Source organism: Amycolatopsis sp. CB00013, from assembly GCF_001905755.1.
In the GTDB taxonomy this organism is placed as follows: domain Bacteria; phylum Actinomycetota; class Actinomycetes; order Mycobacteriales; family Pseudonocardiaceae; genus Amycolatopsis; species Amycolatopsis japonica.
The window spans coordinates 1,948,460-1,966,077 of the sequence record NZ_LIWC01000002.1 but is presented as its reverse complement, the minus strand read 5'-3'; the positions used below and the strand labels follow the sequence as shown (position 1 = coordinate 1,966,077).

Here is a 17,618-nt window from a genome sequence, read left to right as displayed (position 1 = left end):
TCCGAGCCAGACCCCGCCAGAACTCCATCCACACACATCATCATCACTGTGGCTTTCGCAACGCCCCGACAAGCCGCCCCCGACCGAGAACCTCAGGCTTCCGGAGCCAGCTTCCCGCTCACCAGGAACTCCCGGTACTTCTCCAGATAAGGCGCGATGTCGATGTCCTTCTGCGCCAGCCAAGCGTCGTCGTAGTACGTGTTCGCGTACCGCTCACCGCCGTCGCACAGCAGCGTGACGACACTGCCCGCCTGCCCCTCCGACACCATCCGCGAGATCAGCGTGAACGCGCCGAAAAGGTTCGTCCCGGTCGAACCGCCCGCCCAGTGCCCGGTCCGCTCACGCAGCACGCGGATGGCCGCCAGCGAAGCGGCGTCCGGCACCTGGAGCATCTCGTCGATCACGCCGGGCACGAACGACGGCTCGACACGCGGCCGCCCGATGCCCTCGATCCGCGACGGCATGCCGGTGCTGTAGTCGAGCGCCCCGGTCTGCCAAGCGCCGAAGAACGACGAGTTCTCCGGGTCGACGACGGCGATCTTCGTGGTGTGCCGCTTGTAGCGCACGTAGCGGCCGAAGGTGGCGCTCGTGCCGCCGGTCCCGGCGCCGACGACGATCCACGTCGGCACGGGGTGCCGCTCGGACTGCATCTGCGCGTACACGGATTCGGCGATGTTGTTGTTCCCGCGCCAGTCCGTCGCGCGCTCGGCGTAGGTGAACTGGTCGAGGTAGTGCCCGTTGCACTCCGAGGCGAGCCGCTCGGCCTCCGGGTACATGTCCGGAGCGCGGTCGACGAAGTGGCATTCGCCGCCGTAGAACTCGATGAGCGCGATCTTCTCCGGCGACGTGCTGCGCGGCACCACGGTGATGAACCGCAGCCCCAGCATCCGCGCGAAGTACGCCTCCGAGACCGCCGTCGAGCCGCTGGACGCCTCGACGAGCACGGTGTCCTGCCCGATCTGGCCGTTCACCAGGCCGTACAGGAACAGCGAACGCGCGAGCCGGTGCTTGAGCGAGCCGGTCGGGTGGACGGACTCGTCCTTCAGGTAAAGATCGATGCCCCATTCGGCGGGCAGCGGGAAGACGTGCAGGTGCGTGTCGGCGCTGCGGTTCGCGTCGGCCTCGATGATGCGGACGGCTTCGCGGACCCAGCTCCGGCTGTGCAGACGGCTCACGCTGCGCCGTCCGCTCGGTCGCCGCGCAGCTGGGAGCGCAGTTCGGCACGGGCGCGAGCGCGCTTTTCGTTGCGGCGGGCGAGTCCGGCGGTCACGCGCGCGTTCAGCGGGCGGAACAGCAGCAGACCCAGCGGCAGCCCCACGACCAGGCCGATCAGCAACGCGACCAGCAGCGGGACGTTGACCAGCAGCAAGCCCCCCGCGATGACCCCGACCAGGACGAACCTGGCCAGCACGTACAGCGTCAGGTCACGGGGCAGGTGATTATCGCTCACATCAACGCAGGCTACGCGTTCCCGTTGCGGCCCTCGTCCAGGCCCGCGTTGTTGGGCCGCCCTTCGAAGCGGGTGGAGAGCACGACGGTGGTGTTCGTCCGGCCGACGCCGGGGATCCGCCGCAGCCTGCCGAGGGTCTTCTCCAGATCGTCGACGGTCGCCACCCGCACCTTGACGACGAAGGCTTCGTCACCCGCGACGGCGTAGCAGCTTTCGACCTCGTCGAGAGCCCCGAGCGCCGCCGCGACGTCATCCTCGGTCGCGGTGTCGGTGGGGTGGATGCCGACCAGCGCCGTCACCCCGAGCCCGACCGTGTTGGGGTCGACCATGGCGTGGTAACCGGTGATCACGCCGGCGGCCTCGAGCTTGCCGACGCGCTCGTGCACTGATGAAGCCGAGAGCCCGACAGACCGGCCGAGGTCGGCGTAGGTAGCCCGCCCGTTCTCCCGCAATGCCGCGATGATCTTCCGATCCACCTGGTCCACCGCTACACCTTAGGTGCCACGGCCCGATTCGCGAGATCAGGGCGCGTTTTCATACATCCGTGACAAGACCGGGGTGCCCGCGCACGCATGTCGCGGTTGTCGGTTTTGACCTTTAAGGGCTCTTTACCTATGGACAACCGTTCGAGTACCTGACGGGTGAGATGCAACGATTGCCGTGTTGGCTACCCGGCACGACGGGCATCGGACCCGCCTCCGGTTTAGCACCGAAACCGTGAAGGAGGCGGAAAATGACCGCGACCATGGGCGGAAGGTTGCTCACCCCCGGTGAAGTGGCGGCCCTGTTCCGGGTCGACCCCAAGACCGTGACCCGCTGGGCGACCGCGGGCCGGATCGGCTCGATCCGCACTCCCGGCGGGCACCGCCGGTTCCGCGAGGCCGAGGTGAACGAGCTCCTCGCCGAGCTGACCACCGACGCCAGCGAGCCCGCTCGCAAGGTCTGACCAGGCATTTCCCCTAAAAAGGACTCCAGTGACGAAGGGCTCGTAACCGCCCTTCGTCACATTGGGGTATCCATGAGTCCCCCCGCGCGCGGCAAAGAGGCTAGCCTCGTGGGACTGAGCAACGTCCTCCACGCGGAAAGGGACCGAGCATGATCTATCTGCTCGCGGCCATCGGAGCGCTCACCGTCGCCGTGGTGTTGTGGCGCGCGTTCGGGATCGAGCGTGTCGGGGTGCCCTCGTCGCGACCGACCTTGGCCCCGGACGACGACCCCGACTTCCTGCGCAAGCTCGGTGAGCAGCAGCGCAAAGGTAAAGACGAGGACAAAGACTAGGGCTGAATGGGCTGGTATTGCTGGCCGCCGAAGCCGTCCGCGACGGTGGCCGCCAGTTCCAGCAGCGCCAGACGCGTGTCCTCGTCGAGCCGGTCCAGTTCGATCTCGGCGCCCTCTTCCAGGTGCGGGTCGAACGGGATGCGGCATACCGAACGGACACGCGCGCCGAAGTGCGCGGAGAGCTTGTCGAGATCGACCGAGCCGCCCTTCGGCCGCACCGAGTTGATCACCGCGACGGACCGTTTGACCAGGTCGCCGTAGCCGTGCGCCTCCAGCCAGTCGAGGGTGGCCGACGCACTGCGCGCCCCGTCGACGGAGCCTGACGAGACCACCACCAGCGCGTCCGCGACGTCCAGGACGCCCTTCATCGCCGAGTGCATCAAACCGGTCCCGCAGTCGGTGAGCACGATGTTGTAGAAGTGCTCCAGCAGGTTGACCGTGCGCCGGTAGTCGTCCTCGGAGAACGCTTCCGAGACCGCCGGATCCTGCTCGCTGGCGAGGATCTCCAGCCTGCTCCCGCCCTGCGAGGTATACGAACGGACGTCGCTGTACCTGGTGATCTTGTCCGCGTCCCGCAGCAGGTGCCGCACGGTCGCGGTGGTCTCGATCGGGATCTTCTGCGACAGCGTCCCGCGGTCCGGGTTCGCGTCGACGGCGACCACCCGGTCACCGCGCAGCGACGCGAACGTCGAGCCCAGCGTGGTCGTCGTGGTGGTCTTGCCGACGCCGCCCTTGAGACTCAGCATCGCGATCTTGTAGCACCCGCGCAGCGGCTGGTTGATCTGCGCGATCAGTTCGCGTTTGCGCGTGTCCTTGGGGCTCTCCCCCGGGTTGACGAGCTTGCCGGTGCCGACGTAAAGCGCCTTGCGCCAGCCCGACTGCGGCTTGCGCTTCTGCGGCTTCACCAGGCTCGCGGTGGCGAGTTCGTCCGGGAGCGCGTGCCTGCCCTGCGGCTGCGGAAGCCCCGGCACCGCCTGCTGTTGCTGTGGCGGCGGCGCGTACTGCTGCTGCGGCGGGTACTGGGCGGCCTGCTGCGGTGGCGCCTGCTGCGGCTGAGGCTGCAGCGGAGGCAGATTCTGGTCGTAGGGCTGCTGGTACTGCTGCCCTTGCGACGGCTGCGGCAGCGGAGGAGCGGGCTGCTGCTGCGGATACTGACCCTGCTGCGGGTATTGAGGCTGGACGACCTGGGTCGGCTCGGCCTCGAAACCACTCGCGGCCGGATGCGGCGCCGAGTCCGTCCTGTCCTCGGAGAACAACTCCGAGGGCTGGGCGCTCTCGGTCGGTTCGGGGTGGCCAGGAGCCGATTCTTCGCTGGGTCCGGTCACCGCTGAATTCCTCCTCCGCGCACGTCTTCCCCCATTACCTCAGTATTGACGGTAGCCGGGTCGCGCGCAGCGGCGACGGTCAGCCCCCGGCGTAGGAGTGCAGGCCCGACGTCACCAGGTTCACGAAGAACATGTTGAAGATCGTCGCGGAGAAACCGACGATGTTGATGATCGCGGCCCGCTTCCCGCGCCAGCCCGCGGTGGCCCGGGAGTGGAGGTACGCCGCGTAGACGACCCACGCCACGAAGGCGACGGTCTCCTTGGGGTCCCAGCCCCAGAACCGGCCCCACGCCGCCTCGGCCCACACCGCGCCGCAGAGCACGCCGAAGGTGAAGATCGGGAACGCGAAGATGGTGGTGCGGTAGGCGATGCGGTCGAGCACGTCCGCGGAGGGCAGCTTCGGGGCGAACTTGGCGAACTTCGCCGGGTTGTCGTCATGCGCGGCGCGGAAAAGGTAAAGGACGCTCGCGACACCGGGCACCAGGAAGACACCCGAGCCGATGATCGCCGCGGAGACGTGGATGACCAGCCAATACGACTGGAGCGCGGGCTGCACCGGTGCGGCCGTCGTGTACAGCATCGTGCCGTTGACGAACATCAGGATCACGACCGGCAGCAGCAGGAAGCCGGTGAGGTGGCGGACCGGGAACTTCCGCATGATGACGAGCCAGGTCACGACGGCGATGAAGGTCGTGGCCATGCCGTATTCGTAGAGGTTGCCCCACGGCGCGCGGTGCACGGCGAACCCGCGCAGCACGATCGCGGCCAGGTGCAGCAGCGCGGCCAGCACCAGCAGCGCGGCGCCCATGCGGCCGATGCGCTCGGGGCGGCCGACCTCGCGCGGCGTCTCGACGGGCGTTCCGTAAGCAGGAGGCGGACCGCCGGCACCGACCAGCTCGCGGGCCTTCTGCTTGCTGCGTTCGGCCGCGAGCCTGCCCTTCGCGCCGAAGCCCTGCTCGATGAGGGCGAACATCAGCGCGAGGACGTAGATCGCCGCCGCGGTGGTGTAGGAGTAGTCGCTGTACTGGGACAGCGTCTCGTTGATCGGCATGACCTCTAGTTGCCTCTCTGCCCCTGGACCAGCTTGTCGCTGATCCGCTGGAACTCTTCGCCGTAGCCCGCCTGATCGGTGCGCGCCAGCCCGGCGACCTCGATCACGGTACCCGTCTCACCTTCACGCGCCGGGGTCACCCGCACCCATACCCGGCGCCGTTTGACCAGCAGCGATCCCGCCAGCCCGATCAACATCGCGACCGCGCAGACGAGCACCCAGCCCTGTACGGGGTCGTGCGAGACCTGGATGGCGACCCATTCCTGGACGCCGTCGAAGCGGACCTTCGTGCCGTCGTCCAGCACGGTCTCCTGACCCTGGTCCAGGTTCTGCCGGGTGAGCTTCTTGAGCCTGCCGTCCGCGACGAGCGACTGGTCGATCTGGAAGATCGACTGCCCGCGGCCGGCGTCGAGGCCGAGGTCGCCGCGGTAGATGTCGACGGCCACCGCCGGCTTGTTCGCCTCGGGCCGCGACGACGTCAGCACGTTGCCGTGCAGGAACGCGGTCGGGGCGAGCAGGCCGGTGATCGCGAGCTGACGGGTGCGGCGTTCGATCGGGTCGGCGATGCCCGGCTGGTCGATCTTCGTCGCGCCTTCGGAGAGCTTCGTCGGCTCGTCGGCGGGACGCCACGGCGTGATGTTGGTGCGCACGGTGCCGTCGGGGAAGGTCACCGTGAACTTCGGGGAGTAGCCGAAGTTCAGCAGGTAGACGCGGTCGCCCGCGGTGCGCAGCGGCGAGTTGACCTCGAGCCCGTACGGCTTCCACGCGCCGGTCTTCAGATCCTCGCCGGACTGGTACTCCATGTTGGAGTGGTAGTAGTTCGCCTGCCCGTTCTCGGTGTAGCGCGCCTCGAAGTCCTTCAGGCGGATGCAGAACGCGTTGAGATCGGTGCCGTCGACGCGCAGCCCGGCGTTGAAGGTGTCGTAGCCGAGGATGCCGGAGTTGCACCACGGGCTGCCGTCGGCCTGGACGATGACCTGGCCTTCGTAGCCGAACATCTTGCCCAGCGCGAAGAAGATGATCAGGCCGAGCATGCCGAAGTGGAAGACGAGGTTGCCGGTCTCGCGGAGGTACCCGCGTTCGGCGGAGATGCTTCGGCTTCCGTCGGCCTCTTCGCGCTCGACGCGACGCCAGCCTTTGAGCAGCGTGTGCGTGTCCGTCATGACCGTCTCGGGGGTGCGGTCGGTCGTGGTCGACACGTGATGCGGCATCCGCGAGAGCTTGCGCGGCGTGAGCACGGGCTTCGCGCGCATCGCCTTCGCGTACTCGAAGCTGCGCGGCGCGAGGCAGCCGATGAGCGAGACCATCAGCAGGATGTAGATCGCCGAGAACCAGACGCTGCCGTAGACCTCGAAGAACTGGGTGCGGTCGAGCAGTTCGCCCCACCAGCCGTGCGCGGCGATGTACTCGTCGGTCTTGGCGACGTTGAGGTTCCGTTGCGGCAGCAGGGCGCCGGGCATCGCGGCGAGCGCGAGCAGGAACAGCAGCACCAGCGCGGTGCGCATCGACGTCAGACCGCGCCAGGTGTTGCGCAGGAAACCGAGGACGCGCTTGAGCGGGGTCTGACGGTATTCGGTGGTGGTCACAAGGGCAGCCTGATGTCGGTCACGAGGGTGTTCCTGATCCAGCCGGTCATGTCGCCCCACAGCCCGGTCACCAGCAGGACGCCGACGACCAGCAGCAGGACGCCGCCGAAGACCTGCACCTGACGGCCGTGGCGGCGAAGCCAATCGGTGGCGCGGACGGCCCAGCGGGCACCGAACGCGATGAGGAGGAACGGCAGGCCGAGGCCGAGGCAGTAGACCAGGATCAGCACGTAGCCGCGCGCCGCCGCGCCGCCGGTGGCGCTGGCCATGGACATGACCGCGGACAGCGTCGGCCCGATGCACGGCGTCCAGCCGAGCCCGAACACCGCGCCGAGCACCGGCGCGCCCCACAGTCCGCCGCGCGGCACGTGGTGCGAGCGGAACTCGCGCTGCAGCCCCGGGATCCAGCCGAGGAAGACCAGCGCCATCGCGATCGTCAGCACGCCGCCGAGGCGCTGGATGAGGTCCATGTTGAGCTGGACGACGTCGGCGATCCACACCAGCGTCCCCAGCGTCACCACGAAGACGACGGTGAACCCGAGCACGAACAGCGCCGCCGCGCCGACGACGGCGTAACGGCCCTTCTTGCGCTCCTCGTCGGCGCTGACCGCGGGGGCGTCCGCGCCGACCAGCGCCGCCAGGTACGCGAGATACCCGGGCACCAGCGGCACGACGCACGGCGACGCGAAGGAGATCGTCCCGGCCAGCAGCGCGACACCCGCCGCGAGCAGCAGCGGCCCGGAGAGGGCCAGCTCGGTAACGGAGTTCACGCAAAGGAGCGTAGGGAGTGTGGTCGGCGTGAAAACGCCGGGGCTGGCCCAACGGGACCTACGTCGCACCCGGTCAGGACCTTGGTCCCGCCCCCTTCACGCGCGTTTCGTCCTCTGAATGCGGTCGTTGCACGCGCAAGGAACGCATTCAGAGGACGAAACGCGGGAGGGGGTCAGGCGGGTTCGGCGGCCAGGCGCTGGACGACGGGCAGCAGGTCCGACGCCAGCAGTTCCCGCAGGAAGACGGCCGCGACGCGGTGCTGTTTGTCCAGCACGATCGTCGACGGGATGATGTTGCGCGGATAACCCGAGAGCTGCAGCAGGGTCCGCCCCGACGGGTCGTAGATCGACGGGTACGTCAGCTTCCGGTCCCGCATGAAGTCCTGCGCGGGCGCCCGGTCGTTGTCCCGCAGGTCGATGCCGACCACCTGAACGCCGGACGCCTTCGTCTGGTCGTAGACCTTCTGCATCTCCGGCGCCTCGACCCGGCACGGCCCGCACCACTGGCCCCACAGGTTCAGCACGATGACCTTGCCGGGGAAGTCCGCGATCGAAAGCTGTTTGCCCTCGTTCATCAGGTCGTCGCCGGACAGCGTCGGCGACGGCTGGCGGTCCGCGACGTCGTAGGTGATGTCGACCTTCCCGCCCGGCGAAACGAAGTTGAACGAGCCGCCGGTGACGACGGCGTCCTTGCCGGTGGTGCAGCCGGTGACGACGAGCATCAGCACCGCCAGGGCCGCCAGCGCACGCTTCATGCCCCGGTCACCTTCGGGTCGGTCGTCCCGGCGGGCTCGCTGTAGACGATCCGCACGAGTTCCTCGCCCTCGAAGACCAGGCTGGTCAGCGAAGCGAGCGAACACTGCCGGTTGCGCGGGTCGTGCCAGAGCCGCTTCGCCTCCAGGAACCGCCGCACGGTCCAGATCGGCAGCTGATGGGAGACGCACAGCGCCTCGTGGCCCTCGGCCGCCCGCCGCGCGCGGTGGATCGCGCCCAGCATGCGGTGCGCGATCTCGACGTACGGCTCGCCCCACGACGGCCGGAACGGGTTGACCAGCTTCGGCCAGTGCTTCGGCTCGCGAAGCGCGCCATCGCCGACGGCGACCCGCTCGCCCTCGAACTGGTTGTCCGCCTCGATGAGCCGCTCGTCGGTCTCCACGTCGAGCCGGTGCGCGGCCGCGATCGGCGCGGCGGTCTCCTGCGCGCGCTGAAGCGGCGAAGCGACGACGTGCGTGATGTCGTGCGTCGCGACGGCTTCGGCGACCGTCAGCGCCTGGCGCTGTCCGCGGTCGGAAAGCTTGAAGCCGGGCAGGCGGCCGTAGAGGATCTTGTCCGGGTTGTACACCTCGCCGTGGCGAAGCAGGTGCACGATCGTCGTGGCGCTCACGCCTGGACCGCCTCGGCGGCTGCGCGGGCGGCCACGCGAAGCGCGGACTCGATGATCTCGAACTCGGCGTCGCCCATGGCCGCGTTGACGAACCAAGCCTCGTACGCGCTCGGCGGCGCGTACACGCCGTTGTCCAGCAGCGCGTGGAAGAACGCCGGGAACCGCCAGGTCTCCGAAGCCTGCGCGCCCGGGTAGTTCGTCACCGGGTTCTCGCTGAAGAACACGCTGACCAGGTTGCCCGCGTACTGCACGGTGTGCGTGACCCCCGCCTCGGTCAGCGACCGGTCGAACAGGTCGCCGAGCCGCTTCGCGTTGGCGTCGAGGGCCGCGTACACGGCGTCGTCGGCCGCGCGCAGCGTCGCGAGCCCGGTGGCGACGGCGACGGGGTTCCCGGACAGCGTCCCCGCCTGGTACACCGGCCCGCCCGGGGCCAGCTTCGCCATCACGTCGGCGCGGCCGCCGAAGGCCGCGGCGGGCAATCCGCCGGACATCACCTTGCCGAAGGTGTACAGATCGCCGGCGACACCGTCGAGGCCGAACCAGCCCGCCTTCGAAACGCGGAACCCGGTCATCACCTCGTCCATGATCAGCAGCGCGCCGTGCTCGTGCGCGATCTCCTTGAGCCCGGCGTTGAAGCCGTCGATCGGCGCGACGGCACCCATGTTGCCCGCGGCGGCTTCGGTGATGATCGCGGCGATCGAGTCCGGGTTGTCCACAAAGGACTTCCGGACCGCGTCGAGATCGTTGTAGGGCAAGACGATCGTGTCGGCCGCCTGCGCGCCGGTGACACCGGGCGAGGTCGGGAGGCCGAGGGTCGCGACACCGGAGCCCGCTTCGGCGAGCAACGCGTCGACGTGACCGTGGTAGCAGCCCGCGAACTTGATGATCTTCGGCCTGCCGGTGAATCCCCTGGCCAGCCGGATCGCGCTCATCGTCGCCTCGGTGCCGGAGTTGACCAGGCGCACCCGCTCCACGGGCTCGACCCTGGCGATGATCTCCTCGGCGAGCTCGACCTCGCCGCGCGTCGGGGTGCCGAACGACAGCCCGTCGACAGCGGCTTCGCGCGCGGCGGCGACGACGTCCGGATGCGCGTGCCCGAGGATCATCGGCCCCCACGAGGAGACGAGATCGACATAGCGGGCGCCGTCCGCGTCCCAGAGATACGGTCCCTCACCGCGCACCATGAACCGCGGGGTGCCGCCGACGGAGTTGAAGGCCCGCACCGGGGAGTTCACCCCGCCCGGGATCGCGGCCTTCGCTCGTTCGAACCATGCCTTGGACTGATCGACTCCGGTAGTCACTTCCCCAGTCTCGCAAATCCCCGATGACACCCGCCGACAGGTCGTGTCTGGTACGGGCATCGCGTGACCAGGCCCACTAGGGTGGAAGCAGTCGGCGTCGAAACCCTCGCGGAGGAATCCACGTGTCCACGGTGCCGCCACCACCGACCCACCACCGCCGCCTGCGCTGGCAGGCCTTGGCCGGATTCATCGCCATGTCTGCGATCGTCGGCGTCGTGGCCGCGCTCGCCGTGGCCACCCGCTCCGAAGCGCACAACGCGCTGATCCGTCCGTCGTGGGCGCCGCCGGGCTGGCTCTACGGTCCGACGTGGACGGCCCTGCTCCTCGTGGTCGCCATCGCGGGCTGGTGCTACTGGCGGACCGACGGCGAGACGCGCGGCTTCGCCTTCTACGGCGTCTGCCTGCTGCTGACCCTGCTGTGGACGCCGTTGTTCTTCGCCGGCGGAGCGCACGCCCTGGCACTGGCCGACGTCGTCGTCCTGGACTTCATGGTGCCCGTCACGATGATGGAGTTCGGGCGCCGCTCGAAGCTCGCCGCCTGGCTGCTGGTGCCGTATCTGCTGTGGCTGCTGTACTCGACCGCGGTCAACGCCGCGGTCGTCTGGCTCAACTAGTCCTTGGGCTTGCGGCCCTTGGCGCGCACGGCGAGCAGGAACTGGCGGATCGCGTCCACCACGAGGATCGCGGCCAGGACGCCCAACCCGATGGCGCCGGCGAGCGGGCCGCCGAAATACCGCTGCGATTCCAGCGTCGTCGTCTCGCCGTAGGTGATCACGACCGGGACGACACCGGCCTTCCAGCACGCGAAGGCACCCCACACCGCGAGCGCGGCGAGGATCAGCTCGACGGCCCCCACCACGGCGCGCAGGGGTTTGTGCAGCCGGGCCGCGGGCCGGGAGTCCTCCGGTGGCCACAGATCGGCGCCGGTCGGCTGGGGAAGGTCGATCACGGTGAGCAGTTTCTCATGACTCTGTGGTGCGAGCACGCACCAAATCCCCGAGAGCCTCGCGAAGGGCGTCCGGATCCTTCGCCCAAGCGCGCACGAACACGCCGTCTTCGAGCTTCAACCCGACTTCGCCGAACTTCTTGGGGATCGTCCAGCCGCCGCCGAGGACGCGCGAGCCGACCGGAGCCTCGTCTTCCAGGACCTCGGCGATCCTGGCCGCCTCCAGCGTTTCCTTGCCCTGCCGGTAACCGTCCGCCGAGACTTCGAGCGAGAGATACCGGCGGCGCGCGTAGACCCAGGGGACGGTGATGGCCACGAGCCCCACCGCGACCAGGATCCAGGCGAGCCAATGGACCGGCCCGCCGGTGGCCAGTTCGGCGAGCAGCCCGGCGAGGGCGAACAGCGGCGCCCACAGCAAAGCCGTCCAGCCGACGCCGGGTTCGTCGTAGCGGGGCGGCTCGGCGGTCATGGCAGCGTGCGCCCGACCTTCGGGAAATGATCGGAGACGCTGGGCAGGTACATGAGGACCAGCGCGATCGCCACCAGCAACGTGGAGACGAGCAGGAACACGTTGAGCGAACCGCGCAGGATCAGCAGTTCCACCAAGACCAGGAAGACCGCCCCCACGGTGAGGACCGTCCTGGCCGACCGCGTTCCCTCACGTGCCTTGTACGCGAACAACGCGAACAGGACGGCGAAGGTGAGCGCACCGCCGAACAGCATCCACAGCAGGGTGTTCACACCGGACGCGACCTGCGCCGGGTCGGCGGGCTGGCCGGGGACCGGGTTCTCCCTGATCTGCTTGAGGATCCCCTCGGTCAGTTCGTCCTTCAGCACCAGCAGGGCGATCTGGCCGGCCACCAGGACGACACCGGCGAGGATCCACAGCCAGAACGAGATCGCGACCGGCTTCGGCACCACGATCTTCGGCGGCTTCTGGCCCGGCAGGATCGGATCCGGGGACATTCCGCGCTTACGGCGCTCGTCGTCCGTTTCGTCGGCTTTGCTGTCGCTCACGCGAGGCAGCCTAGTCCAGCCAAGCAGCGGCTTCGGCGGCCCAGTAGGTCAGGATCATGTCCGCGCCCGCGCGGCGGATCGAGGTCAGCACCTCGAGGATCGTGCGCTCGCGGTCGAGCCAGCCGTTCGCCGCGGCGGCCTCGACCATCGCGTACTCGCCCGAGATGTTGTACGCCGCGACGGGAACCGGCGACGCCTCGGCGGCGGCCCTGATGACGTCCAGATAGGACAGGGCGGGCTTGACCATGACCATGTCGGCGCCCTCGGCGATGTCCAGCTCGATCTCGCGCAGCGCCTCACGCACGTTGCCCGGATCCTGCTGGTAGGTCTTCCGGTCGCCCTTCAGTTGCGAATCGACGGCCTCGCGGAAGGGACCGTAGAACGCGCTGGCGAACTTGGCCGAGTACGCGAGGATCCCGGCGTCGGTGTGCCCGGCGCGGTCCAGCGCACCGCGGATGACGCCGACCTGGCCGTCCATCATGCCGCTCGGGCCGAGCAGATGAGCGCCCGCTTCCACCTGCGCCAGTGCCATTTCCGCGTACACGCGCAGGGTCGCGTCGTTGTCGACACCGCCGTCGGCGTCGAGGACGCCGCAATGACCGTGGTCGGTGAACTCGTCGAGACACGTGTCCGCCATCAGGACCGTCGCGTCGCCGAGCTCGGACCTCAGGTCGCGCAGGGCGACGTTGAGGATGCCGTTCGGGTCGATGGCGCCGGAGCCCTCCGCGTCCCGGGTCTTCGGGATGCCGAACAGCATCAAGCCGCCGACACCGGCGTTGACCGCCTCGACGGCGGCCTTGCGCAGCGTGTCGCGGGTGTGCTGGACGACCCCGGGCATGCTGGAGATCGGGCGGGGCGTGTCGGCGCCCTCGGCCACGAACATCGGGAGGATCAGCTGACGTGGGCGCAGCGTCGTCTCACCGACCAGCCTGCGCATCGCCGGAGTGGTACGGAGCCTGCGGGGACGATGTTCGGGAAACACCCTCACGACGGTACTCCCGCCCGCTTGAGAGGCGGTGAACGGCCGAACCTTTCCTAAGGAACGGTAAAGAGTCACCTTTGTCCGATTCCTCCACGGTGTGACGTGGGTTACCTTCCACGGCATGTCGAGTTCAACGGTGACCGACCAACTGGAAGAACCGCCCGTCGGCTGGCGCGCACGGCTGCGCCAGGTCGGGCCAGGGATCATGGCCGCGGCGACCGGGGTCGGCGCGGGCGACCTCGTCGCGACGATGGTGGCCGGATCGCGTTTCGGGTACACGCTGCTGTGGGCGGTGCTCGTCGGCACGATCTTCAAACTCGCGCTGGCCGAAGCCGTCGGCCGCTGGCATCTGACCTCGGGCCGGACGATCCTTTCCGGCTGGCGGACGCTCGGGATCTGGGCGCTGATCTACTTCGGGATCTACGCGGTGATCTGGGGCTTCGTCTACGGCGCGACGGCCATGTCCGCGTCGGGGCTGCCGCTGAACGCGCTCTTCCCCGCGATTTCGGTGCGGTACTGGGCGATGATCTGCGGCCTGCTCGGCTTCGCGCTGGTGTGGTTCGGGCGCTACGCGATCATCGAGAAACTGATGACGGTGCTCACCGGCGTCATGTTCGTGACCGTGGTCGGCACCGCGATCCTCGTCGTGCCGAATTTCGCCGAACTGTTCAAGGGCGCCGTCCCGACCCTGCCCGACGGCTCGCTCGTCTACGTCCTCGGCCTGGTCGGCGGTGTCGGCGGCACGATCACCATGGCGGCCTACGGCTACTGGACGCTCGCGAAGGGCTGGCGTTCGTCGAAGTGGCTGCCGATGATGCGCACCGACAACGCCGTCGGCTACGTGATGACCGGGATCTTCGTGATCGCGATGCTGATCGTCGGCGCGGAACTGTTGCTGGGCCAGAAGATCATCTCGGGTGACAAGGGCCTGCTGTTCCTCGGCGACACCCTCGCCGCGGATTACGGGCAGTGGGCACGGATCCCGTTCCTCATCGGCTTCTTCGCCGTTTCGTTCACGTCGGTGATCGGTGTCTGGCACGGCGTGAGCCTGCTGTTCGCCGACTGGTGGCGCATTCTGCGGCTGCCCGCGAACACGACGGAAAGCGTTGAGGCGTATGAGAAGAAGGCCGGTGAACGCAGTGTCGCGTACCGCGGATACGTGCTGTGGCTGACCTTCCCGCCGATGGCGTTGCTGTTCCTGGACCAGCCGTTCCAGCTCACGGTGATCTACGGCGTGCTGGGCGCGTTGTTCATGCCGTTCCTGGCGGCGACCTTGCTGGTGCTGCTGAACACGTCACGGGTGCCGAGGGAAGGGCGTTCGCGGTGGCTTTCGAACGGGCTTTTGGGCATCTGCCTGGCGATGTTCGCTTACCTGGCGTACACGGAGGTCGTGAAGTTCTTCTCGTGACGGGTACCTGAAGTGCACGACGCTCAAGTACATGAAGGCCCCCTTCCTTGCGCCTGGCGCAAGGAAGGGGGCCTTCATGTACTTGGGAAGGAGGCCTTACAGCGGAATGGACTTGCTGGCGCAGCCTCCGGTCCCGCAGGCCGTCACGATCAGCTGGTTCGCACCGACCGGCAGCCTGAACATGGCACGCTTCACGCCGTCGTCGACGACGACCCGCGTCCGCACGCCCTGCGGGGACACGCTGAACTCGGCGGTGAGCGCCGAGACCGGTGAACGGTCGGTCACCGTGGCCACCACGCGGCCCTGATCGACGGTGCCCCGAACGCTTTGAACCGCGCAACCGGCCGGAGTGCAGACCTCGAAGGAGGTGGCGGCGGCCGCCGTACCCGGAAAGCCGAGGGCCACCGCGCCCAGAGCGGCGACGAGAACGAGAGATTTCATGATCACTCCCCAGTGATTGTCGGGTTCCCGACGCTATGCCCCGCCGCTTCCCGTACGGCGAAGTTTCACTAAGGAACGAAAAAGCCCCCTTCCCACGCGAACCGTGGGAAGGGGGCCTTCACGTACTAACCGATCGTCAGGAGCGGCGAGCCCGCTTCGCCTTGCGAGGCGGCGGAAGCGCACCTTCGGCACGGAGCCGGGCGGCGTGCTCGGCGAGCGCGTCGACCAGGTGCGGGACGTCGGCCTTCTCGGGCTGGACGTCGACTCGCAGCCCGAACTCCACGGCGGTCTCCGCGGTCTTCGGGCCGATGCACGCGACCAGCGTGCGGGTGTGCGGCTTGCCGGCGATGCCGACGAGGTTCCGCACGGTCGAGGACGAGGTGAAGCAGACCGCGTCGAAACCGCCGGTCTTGATCATCTCGCGGGTCTCGGCGGGCGGCGGCGCGGCCCGCACGGTGCGGTACGCGGTCACGTCGTCGATCTCCCAGCCGCGTTCGCGCAGGCCGGCCGAAAGAGTCTCGGTGGCGATGTCGGCCCGCGGCAGCAGCACGCGGTCGACCGGGTCGAGGACGTCGTCGTACGGCGGGAACTCGGCGAGGAGACCCTCCGAGGACTGCTCGCCCTCCGGGATCAGCTCGGGGATGATGCCGAACGAGCGCACCTTAGCGGCGGTCGATTCGCCGACGCAGGCGATCTTCACGCCGGAGAAGGCGCGGGCGTCGAGGCCGAACTCCTCGAACTTCTCCCACACCGCGCGGACGGCGTTGGTCGAGGTGAAGACGATCCACTGGTAGCGGCCGTCGACGAGACCCTTGACCGAACGCTCCATCTGGGCGGGGCTGCGCGGCGGCTCGACCGAGATGGTCGGGACCTCGTGCGAGGTGGCGCCGTGGCCGCGAAGCCGCTCCGCCATCTCACCGGCCTGCTCCTTGGTGCGCGGCACCAGGACCTTCCAGCCGTACAGCGCGCGCGACTCCCACCACGACAGCTTCGAACGCTGGCCGACGGCCTGTCCGATGGTCACGATGAGCGGGCCGACGAGCTCGCCCGCCTCGTTCGCGACGGTGGCCAGCGTGGTGTCCAGGGTGCGCTGGGTGTTGATGGTGCCGTTCGACGTGACGGCGACCGGGGTGGTCGGCGCCAGTCCGTGCTCGGTCAGCGCGGACGCGGCCTCGGCCAGGTGCGCCGACGTCGCGTGCAGCACGATCGGGCCGGGGGTCGCGGCCAGCGCGGCCCACTCGACGTCGCCGCGGACGTCGACCTCGGTGTGCGTGCCACCGAGCGCGACACCGGCGTACGCCGGGACGGCCGCGCCGGGCGAGACGCCCGGGATGATGTCGAACACGGCGCTGGTCCGGGAAACGGCCTGCACCTCGGCGACGACGGCGGGCTGGGTCAGCGGGTCACCGGCGATGAGCCGGAGCACCAGTCGTCCGGCCTTGGCCTCGTTCACCAGGTCCTTGGCGACCTCGGTGGCCTCGCCGACGGCGGGGCGCACTTCGGCGCCCTCGGCGGCGAAGGCCAGGACGCCCGAAGGGACGTCCGGGTCGGTCACCACGACCTCGGCCTTGGCGAGCAGCTCCTGAGCGCGGACGGTCAGCAGACCGGCGTCACCGGGGCCCGAGCCCACGAAGGCGACACGCCCGGTGGTCTTACGCGCGGGGGTCATCTGTGCGTTCTCCTCTTGAGCGGCCGCAGTCGAGCGCGGCCCTACCTTCAACGTTCTGACTCACTGGGCGGGGCCGGACAGCGCACCGGCCCCCAGGTCGAGCAGCTCGGCGGCCAGTGTCCGGCCGAGCTGATCGGCTTCGTGCTTGTCGGCGAGCGCGGAAGCGCGCACCATGTCGACCGCGTCCCCGTCCCCTTCGACGGCGGCGGTGCCCCGCAACGAGATCCGCTCGACGACCCGCCCTTCGGCGTCCAGGTCCTCGACGATCTCCGCCAGCGCTCCGACCGGTGCGCTGCACCCGGCCTCCAGCGCCGCGAGCAACGCCCGCTCGGCGGTCGCCACGGCACGGGTGCCTTCATCGTCCACTGTGGACCCGAGCAGGTGCTCGATGTCCACGTCACCGGTCCGGCACTCCACCGCCAGCGCACCCTGCGCGGGTGCGGGCAGCATCTGGATCGGGTCGAGGGTCTCGGTGATCTCCTCCGCCCGGCCGATCCTGGCCAGTCCGGCACGCGCCAGGATGACGGCGTCGAGCTCTCCGTCGCTCACCTTGCGCATGCGGGTGTCGATATTGCCTCGGATCGGCACGATTTCCAAACCGAGACCGAGCGCGCGCAGCTGCGCGGTCCGCCGCGGCGAGCCGGTGCCGACGGTCGAGCCGGGCGGGAGCTCGCCCAGCGTCAGCCCGTCACGGGCGATCAGCGCGTCACGCGGGTCCTCGCGGCGCGGCACGGCGGCGAGCGTGATGCCCGGCTCCGGCTTCGTCGGGAGGTCCTTGTAGGAGTGCACGATGACGTCGACTTCCTCGCGCAGCAAGGCTTCGCGCAGCGCGGAAGTGAAGACGCCGACCCCGATCGTGGGGATCGGCGCGGACGACTTGTCGCCGGGGGTCGTCACGGTGACGAGCTCGACCTCGGCCCCGGTGGCACGCAGGGCGTCGGCGATGGTGCCGGTCTGCGCGAGGGCGAGTTTGCTGCCGCGCGTCCCGATGCGGATGACTCTGCTCACTG

At 69.1% G+C, this 17,618-nt stretch carries 21 protein-coding genes; 4 read left to right on the top strand and 17 right to left on the bottom strand.

Annotated features, from left to right (window positions below; genetic code table 11):
- Positions 1 to 92 precede the first annotated feature (92 nt).
- The 3 genes from AMK34_RS19675 to AMK34_RS19665 are packed head-to-tail and all read right to left on the bottom strand — an operon-like array spanning position 93 to position 1,935.
- Positions 93 to 1,175: a PLP-dependent cysteine synthase family protein gene (locus AMK34_RS19675; RefSeq protein WP_038520096.1), complete on the bottom strand. Its 1,083-nt coding sequence runs from the start codon at positions 1,173 to 1,175 to the stop codon at positions 93 to 95.
- Positions 1,172 to 1,450 (bottom strand): DUF4229 domain-containing protein, encoded by a 279-nt coding sequence (locus AMK34_RS19670; RefSeq protein ID WP_016330946.1) that lies wholly within the window; start codon positions 1,448 to 1,450, stop codon positions 1,172 to 1,174. Before AMK34_RS19670 ends, AMK34_RS19675 begins: the two co-directional genes overlap by 4 nt.
- A gap of 11 nt (positions 1,451 to 1,461) precedes the next feature.
- Complete coding sequence (locus AMK34_RS19665) at positions 1,462 to 1,935, bottom strand: Lrp/AsnC family transcriptional regulator (RefSeq protein ID WP_038520100.1); 474 nt, start codon at positions 1,933 to 1,935, stop codon at positions 1,462 to 1,464.
- A 248-nt stretch (positions 1,936 to 2,183) separates the two neighbouring features.
- Between AMK34_RS19665 and AMK34_RS19660 the strand changes: the two genes are divergently transcribed.
- Together AMK34_RS19660 and AMK34_RS19655 are read left to right on the top strand one after the other, a co-directional pair.
- Positions 2,184 to 2,396, top strand: coding sequence for a BldC family transcriptional regulator (locus AMK34_RS19660; protein WP_005151795.1), 213 nt, complete (start codon positions 2,184 to 2,186; stop codon positions 2,394 to 2,396).
- Positions 2,397 to 2,545: 149 nt separating this feature from the next.
- Complete coding sequence (locus tag AMK34_RS19655; RefSeq protein ID WP_016330943.1) at positions 2,546 to 2,728, top strand: hypothetical protein; 183 nt, start codon at positions 2,546 to 2,548, stop codon at positions 2,726 to 2,728.
- On the opposite strand, the gene AMK34_RS19650 is transcribed toward AMK34_RS19655, so the two are convergent.
- From AMK34_RS19650 to hemL, 7 genes are all read right to left on the bottom strand, one after another.
- Positions 2,725 to 4,053, bottom strand: a complete 1,329-nt coding sequence (locus AMK34_RS19650; RefSeq protein ID WP_073846232.1) for a MinD/ParA family ATP-binding protein — start codon at positions 4,051 to 4,053, stop codon at positions 2,725 to 2,727. The two genes, AMK34_RS19655 and AMK34_RS19650, sit on opposite strands and share 4 nt — an antisense overlap.
- Before the next feature lie 79 nt (positions 4,054 to 4,132).
- A complete protein-coding gene (ccsB, locus tag AMK34_RS19645; RefSeq protein ID WP_073846231.1) occupies positions 4,133 to 5,104 on the bottom strand; it encodes a c-type cytochrome biogenesis protein CcsB in 972 nt (323 codons plus the stop codon).
- 5 nt (positions 5,105 to 5,109) lie between these two features.
- Positions 5,110 to 6,690, bottom strand: a complete 1,581-nt coding sequence (resB, locus tag AMK34_RS19640) for a cytochrome c biogenesis protein ResB (protein ID WP_038520106.1) — start codon at positions 6,688 to 6,690, stop codon at positions 5,110 to 5,112.
- The gene (locus AMK34_RS19635) at positions 6,687 to 7,460 is read right to left on the bottom strand and encodes a cytochrome c biogenesis CcdA family protein (RefSeq protein WP_038520108.1); all 774 of its coding nucleotides are present in this window, start codon (positions 7,458 to 7,460) and stop codon (positions 6,687 to 6,689) included. Before AMK34_RS19635 ends, resB begins: the two co-directional genes overlap by 4 nt.
- 173 nt (positions 7,461 to 7,633) lie before the next feature.
- The gene (locus tag AMK34_RS19630) at positions 7,634 to 8,215 is read right to left on the bottom strand and encodes a TlpA family protein disulfide reductase (protein WP_038520111.1); all 582 of its coding nucleotides are present in this window, start codon (positions 8,213 to 8,215) and stop codon (positions 7,634 to 7,636) included.
- Positions 8,212 to 8,844 (bottom strand): histidine phosphatase family protein, encoded by a 633-nt coding sequence (locus AMK34_RS19625; protein WP_038520113.1) that lies wholly within the window; start codon positions 8,842 to 8,844, stop codon positions 8,212 to 8,214. The genes AMK34_RS19630 and AMK34_RS19625 overlap by 4 nt, the downstream gene beginning before the upstream one ends.
- Positions 8,841 to 10,145, bottom strand: a complete 1,305-nt coding sequence (hemL, locus tag AMK34_RS19620) for a glutamate-1-semialdehyde 2,1-aminomutase (RefSeq protein ID WP_037332971.1) — start codon at positions 10,143 to 10,145, stop codon at positions 8,841 to 8,843. The genes AMK34_RS19625 and hemL overlap by 4 nt, the downstream gene beginning before the upstream one ends.
- A gap of 122 nt (positions 10,146 to 10,267) precedes the next feature.
- Between hemL and AMK34_RS19615 the strand changes: the two genes are divergently transcribed.
- The gene (locus AMK34_RS19615) at positions 10,268 to 10,759 is read left to right on the top strand and encodes a tryptophan-rich sensory protein (RefSeq protein ID WP_073846230.1); all 492 of its coding nucleotides are present in this window, start codon (positions 10,268 to 10,270) and stop codon (positions 10,757 to 10,759) included.
- Here the strand turns inward: AMK34_RS19615 and AMK34_RS19610 are convergent.
- The 4 genes from AMK34_RS19610 to hemB are packed head-to-tail and all read right to left on the bottom strand — an operon-like array spanning position 10,756 to position 13,090.
- Entirely contained in the window at positions 10,756 to 11,130 is a 375-nt protein-coding gene (locus AMK34_RS19610; protein WP_037332976.1) for a hypothetical protein, read from the bottom strand. The two genes, AMK34_RS19615 and AMK34_RS19610, sit on opposite strands and share 4 nt — an antisense overlap.
- Positions 11,108 to 11,560 (bottom strand): hypothetical protein, encoded by a 453-nt coding sequence (locus tag AMK34_RS19605; RefSeq protein ID WP_073846229.1) that lies wholly within the window; start codon positions 11,558 to 11,560, stop codon positions 11,108 to 11,110. The genes AMK34_RS19610 and AMK34_RS19605 overlap by 23 nt, the downstream gene beginning before the upstream one ends.
- Entirely contained in the window at positions 11,557 to 12,108 is a 552-nt protein-coding gene (locus AMK34_RS19600) for a hypothetical protein (protein ID WP_038520117.1), read from the bottom strand. The genes AMK34_RS19605 and AMK34_RS19600 overlap by 4 nt, the downstream gene beginning before the upstream one ends.
- Positions 12,109 to 12,118: 10 nt before the next feature.
- Positions 12,119 to 13,090 (bottom strand): porphobilinogen synthase, encoded by a 972-nt coding sequence (hemB, locus tag AMK34_RS19595; protein ID WP_073846371.1) that lies wholly within the window; start codon positions 13,088 to 13,090, stop codon positions 12,119 to 12,121.
- 121 nt (positions 13,091 to 13,211) lie between these two features.
- Here hemB and AMK34_RS19590 point away from each other — a divergent pair, with 121 nt between their 5' ends.
- On the top strand, positions 13,212 to 14,498 hold the full coding sequence (locus AMK34_RS19590) for an Nramp family divalent metal transporter (RefSeq protein WP_038520122.1): 1,287 nt from the start codon (positions 13,212 to 13,214) through the stop codon (positions 14,496 to 14,498).
- A 96-nt stretch (positions 14,499 to 14,594) separates the two neighbouring features.
- Here the strand turns inward: AMK34_RS19590 and AMK34_RS19585 are convergent, their stop codons facing one another.
- The 3 genes from AMK34_RS19585 to hemC form a co-directional block, all read right to left on the bottom strand.
- The gene (locus AMK34_RS19585) at positions 14,595 to 14,939 is read right to left on the bottom strand and encodes a hypothetical protein (RefSeq protein WP_073846370.1); all 345 of its coding nucleotides are present in this window, start codon (positions 14,937 to 14,939) and stop codon (positions 14,595 to 14,597) included.
- 136 nt (positions 14,940 to 15,075) lie between these two features.
- On the bottom strand, positions 15,076 to 16,608 hold the full coding sequence (locus AMK34_RS19580; RefSeq protein ID WP_005151748.1) for a uroporphyrinogen-III synthase: 1,533 nt from the start codon (positions 16,606 to 16,608) through the stop codon (positions 15,076 to 15,078).
- A gap of 60 nt (positions 16,609 to 16,668) precedes the next feature.
- On the bottom strand, positions 16,669 to 17,616 hold the full coding sequence (gene hemC / locus AMK34_RS19575; RefSeq protein WP_016330928.1) for a hydroxymethylbilane synthase: 948 nt from the start codon (positions 17,614 to 17,616) through the stop codon (positions 16,669 to 16,671).
- Between the last annotated feature and the right edge of the window lie 2 nt (positions 17,617 to 17,618).

Excerpts from the sequence above, each read along its gene's own strand:
- AMK34_RS19660 (WP_005151795.1), top strand. The coding sequence starts at position 2,184 with ATGACCGCGACCATGGGCGGAAGGTTGCTCACCCCCGGTGAAGTGGCG.
- AMK34_RS19655 (WP_016330943.1), top strand. The coding sequence starts at position 2,546 with ATGATCTATCTGCTCGCGGCCATCGGAGCGCTCACCGTCGCCGTGGTG.
- ccsB (WP_073846231.1), bottom strand. The coding sequence starts at position 5,104 with ATGCCGATCAACGAGACGCTGTCCCAGTACAGCGACTACTCCTACACC.
- AMK34_RS19630 (WP_038520111.1), bottom strand. The coding sequence starts at position 8,215 with ATGAAGCGTGCGCTGGCGGCCCTGGCGGTGCTGATGCTCGTCGTCACC.
- AMK34_RS19605 (WP_073846229.1), bottom strand. The coding sequence starts at position 11,560 with ATGACCGCCGAGCCGCCCCGCTACGACGAACCCGGCGTCGGCTGGACG.
- AMK34_RS19590 (WP_038520122.1), top strand. The coding sequence starts at position 13,212 with ATGTCGAGTTCAACGGTGACCGACCAACTGGAAGAACCGCCCGTCGGC.
- AMK34_RS19585 (WP_073846370.1), bottom strand. The coding sequence starts at position 14,939 with ATGAAATCTCTCGTTCTCGTCGCCGCTCTGGGCGCGGTGGCCCTCGGC.
- AMK34_RS19580 (WP_005151748.1), bottom strand. The coding sequence starts at position 16,608 with ATGACCCCCGCGCGTAAGACCACCGGGCGTGTCGCCTTCGTGGGCTCG.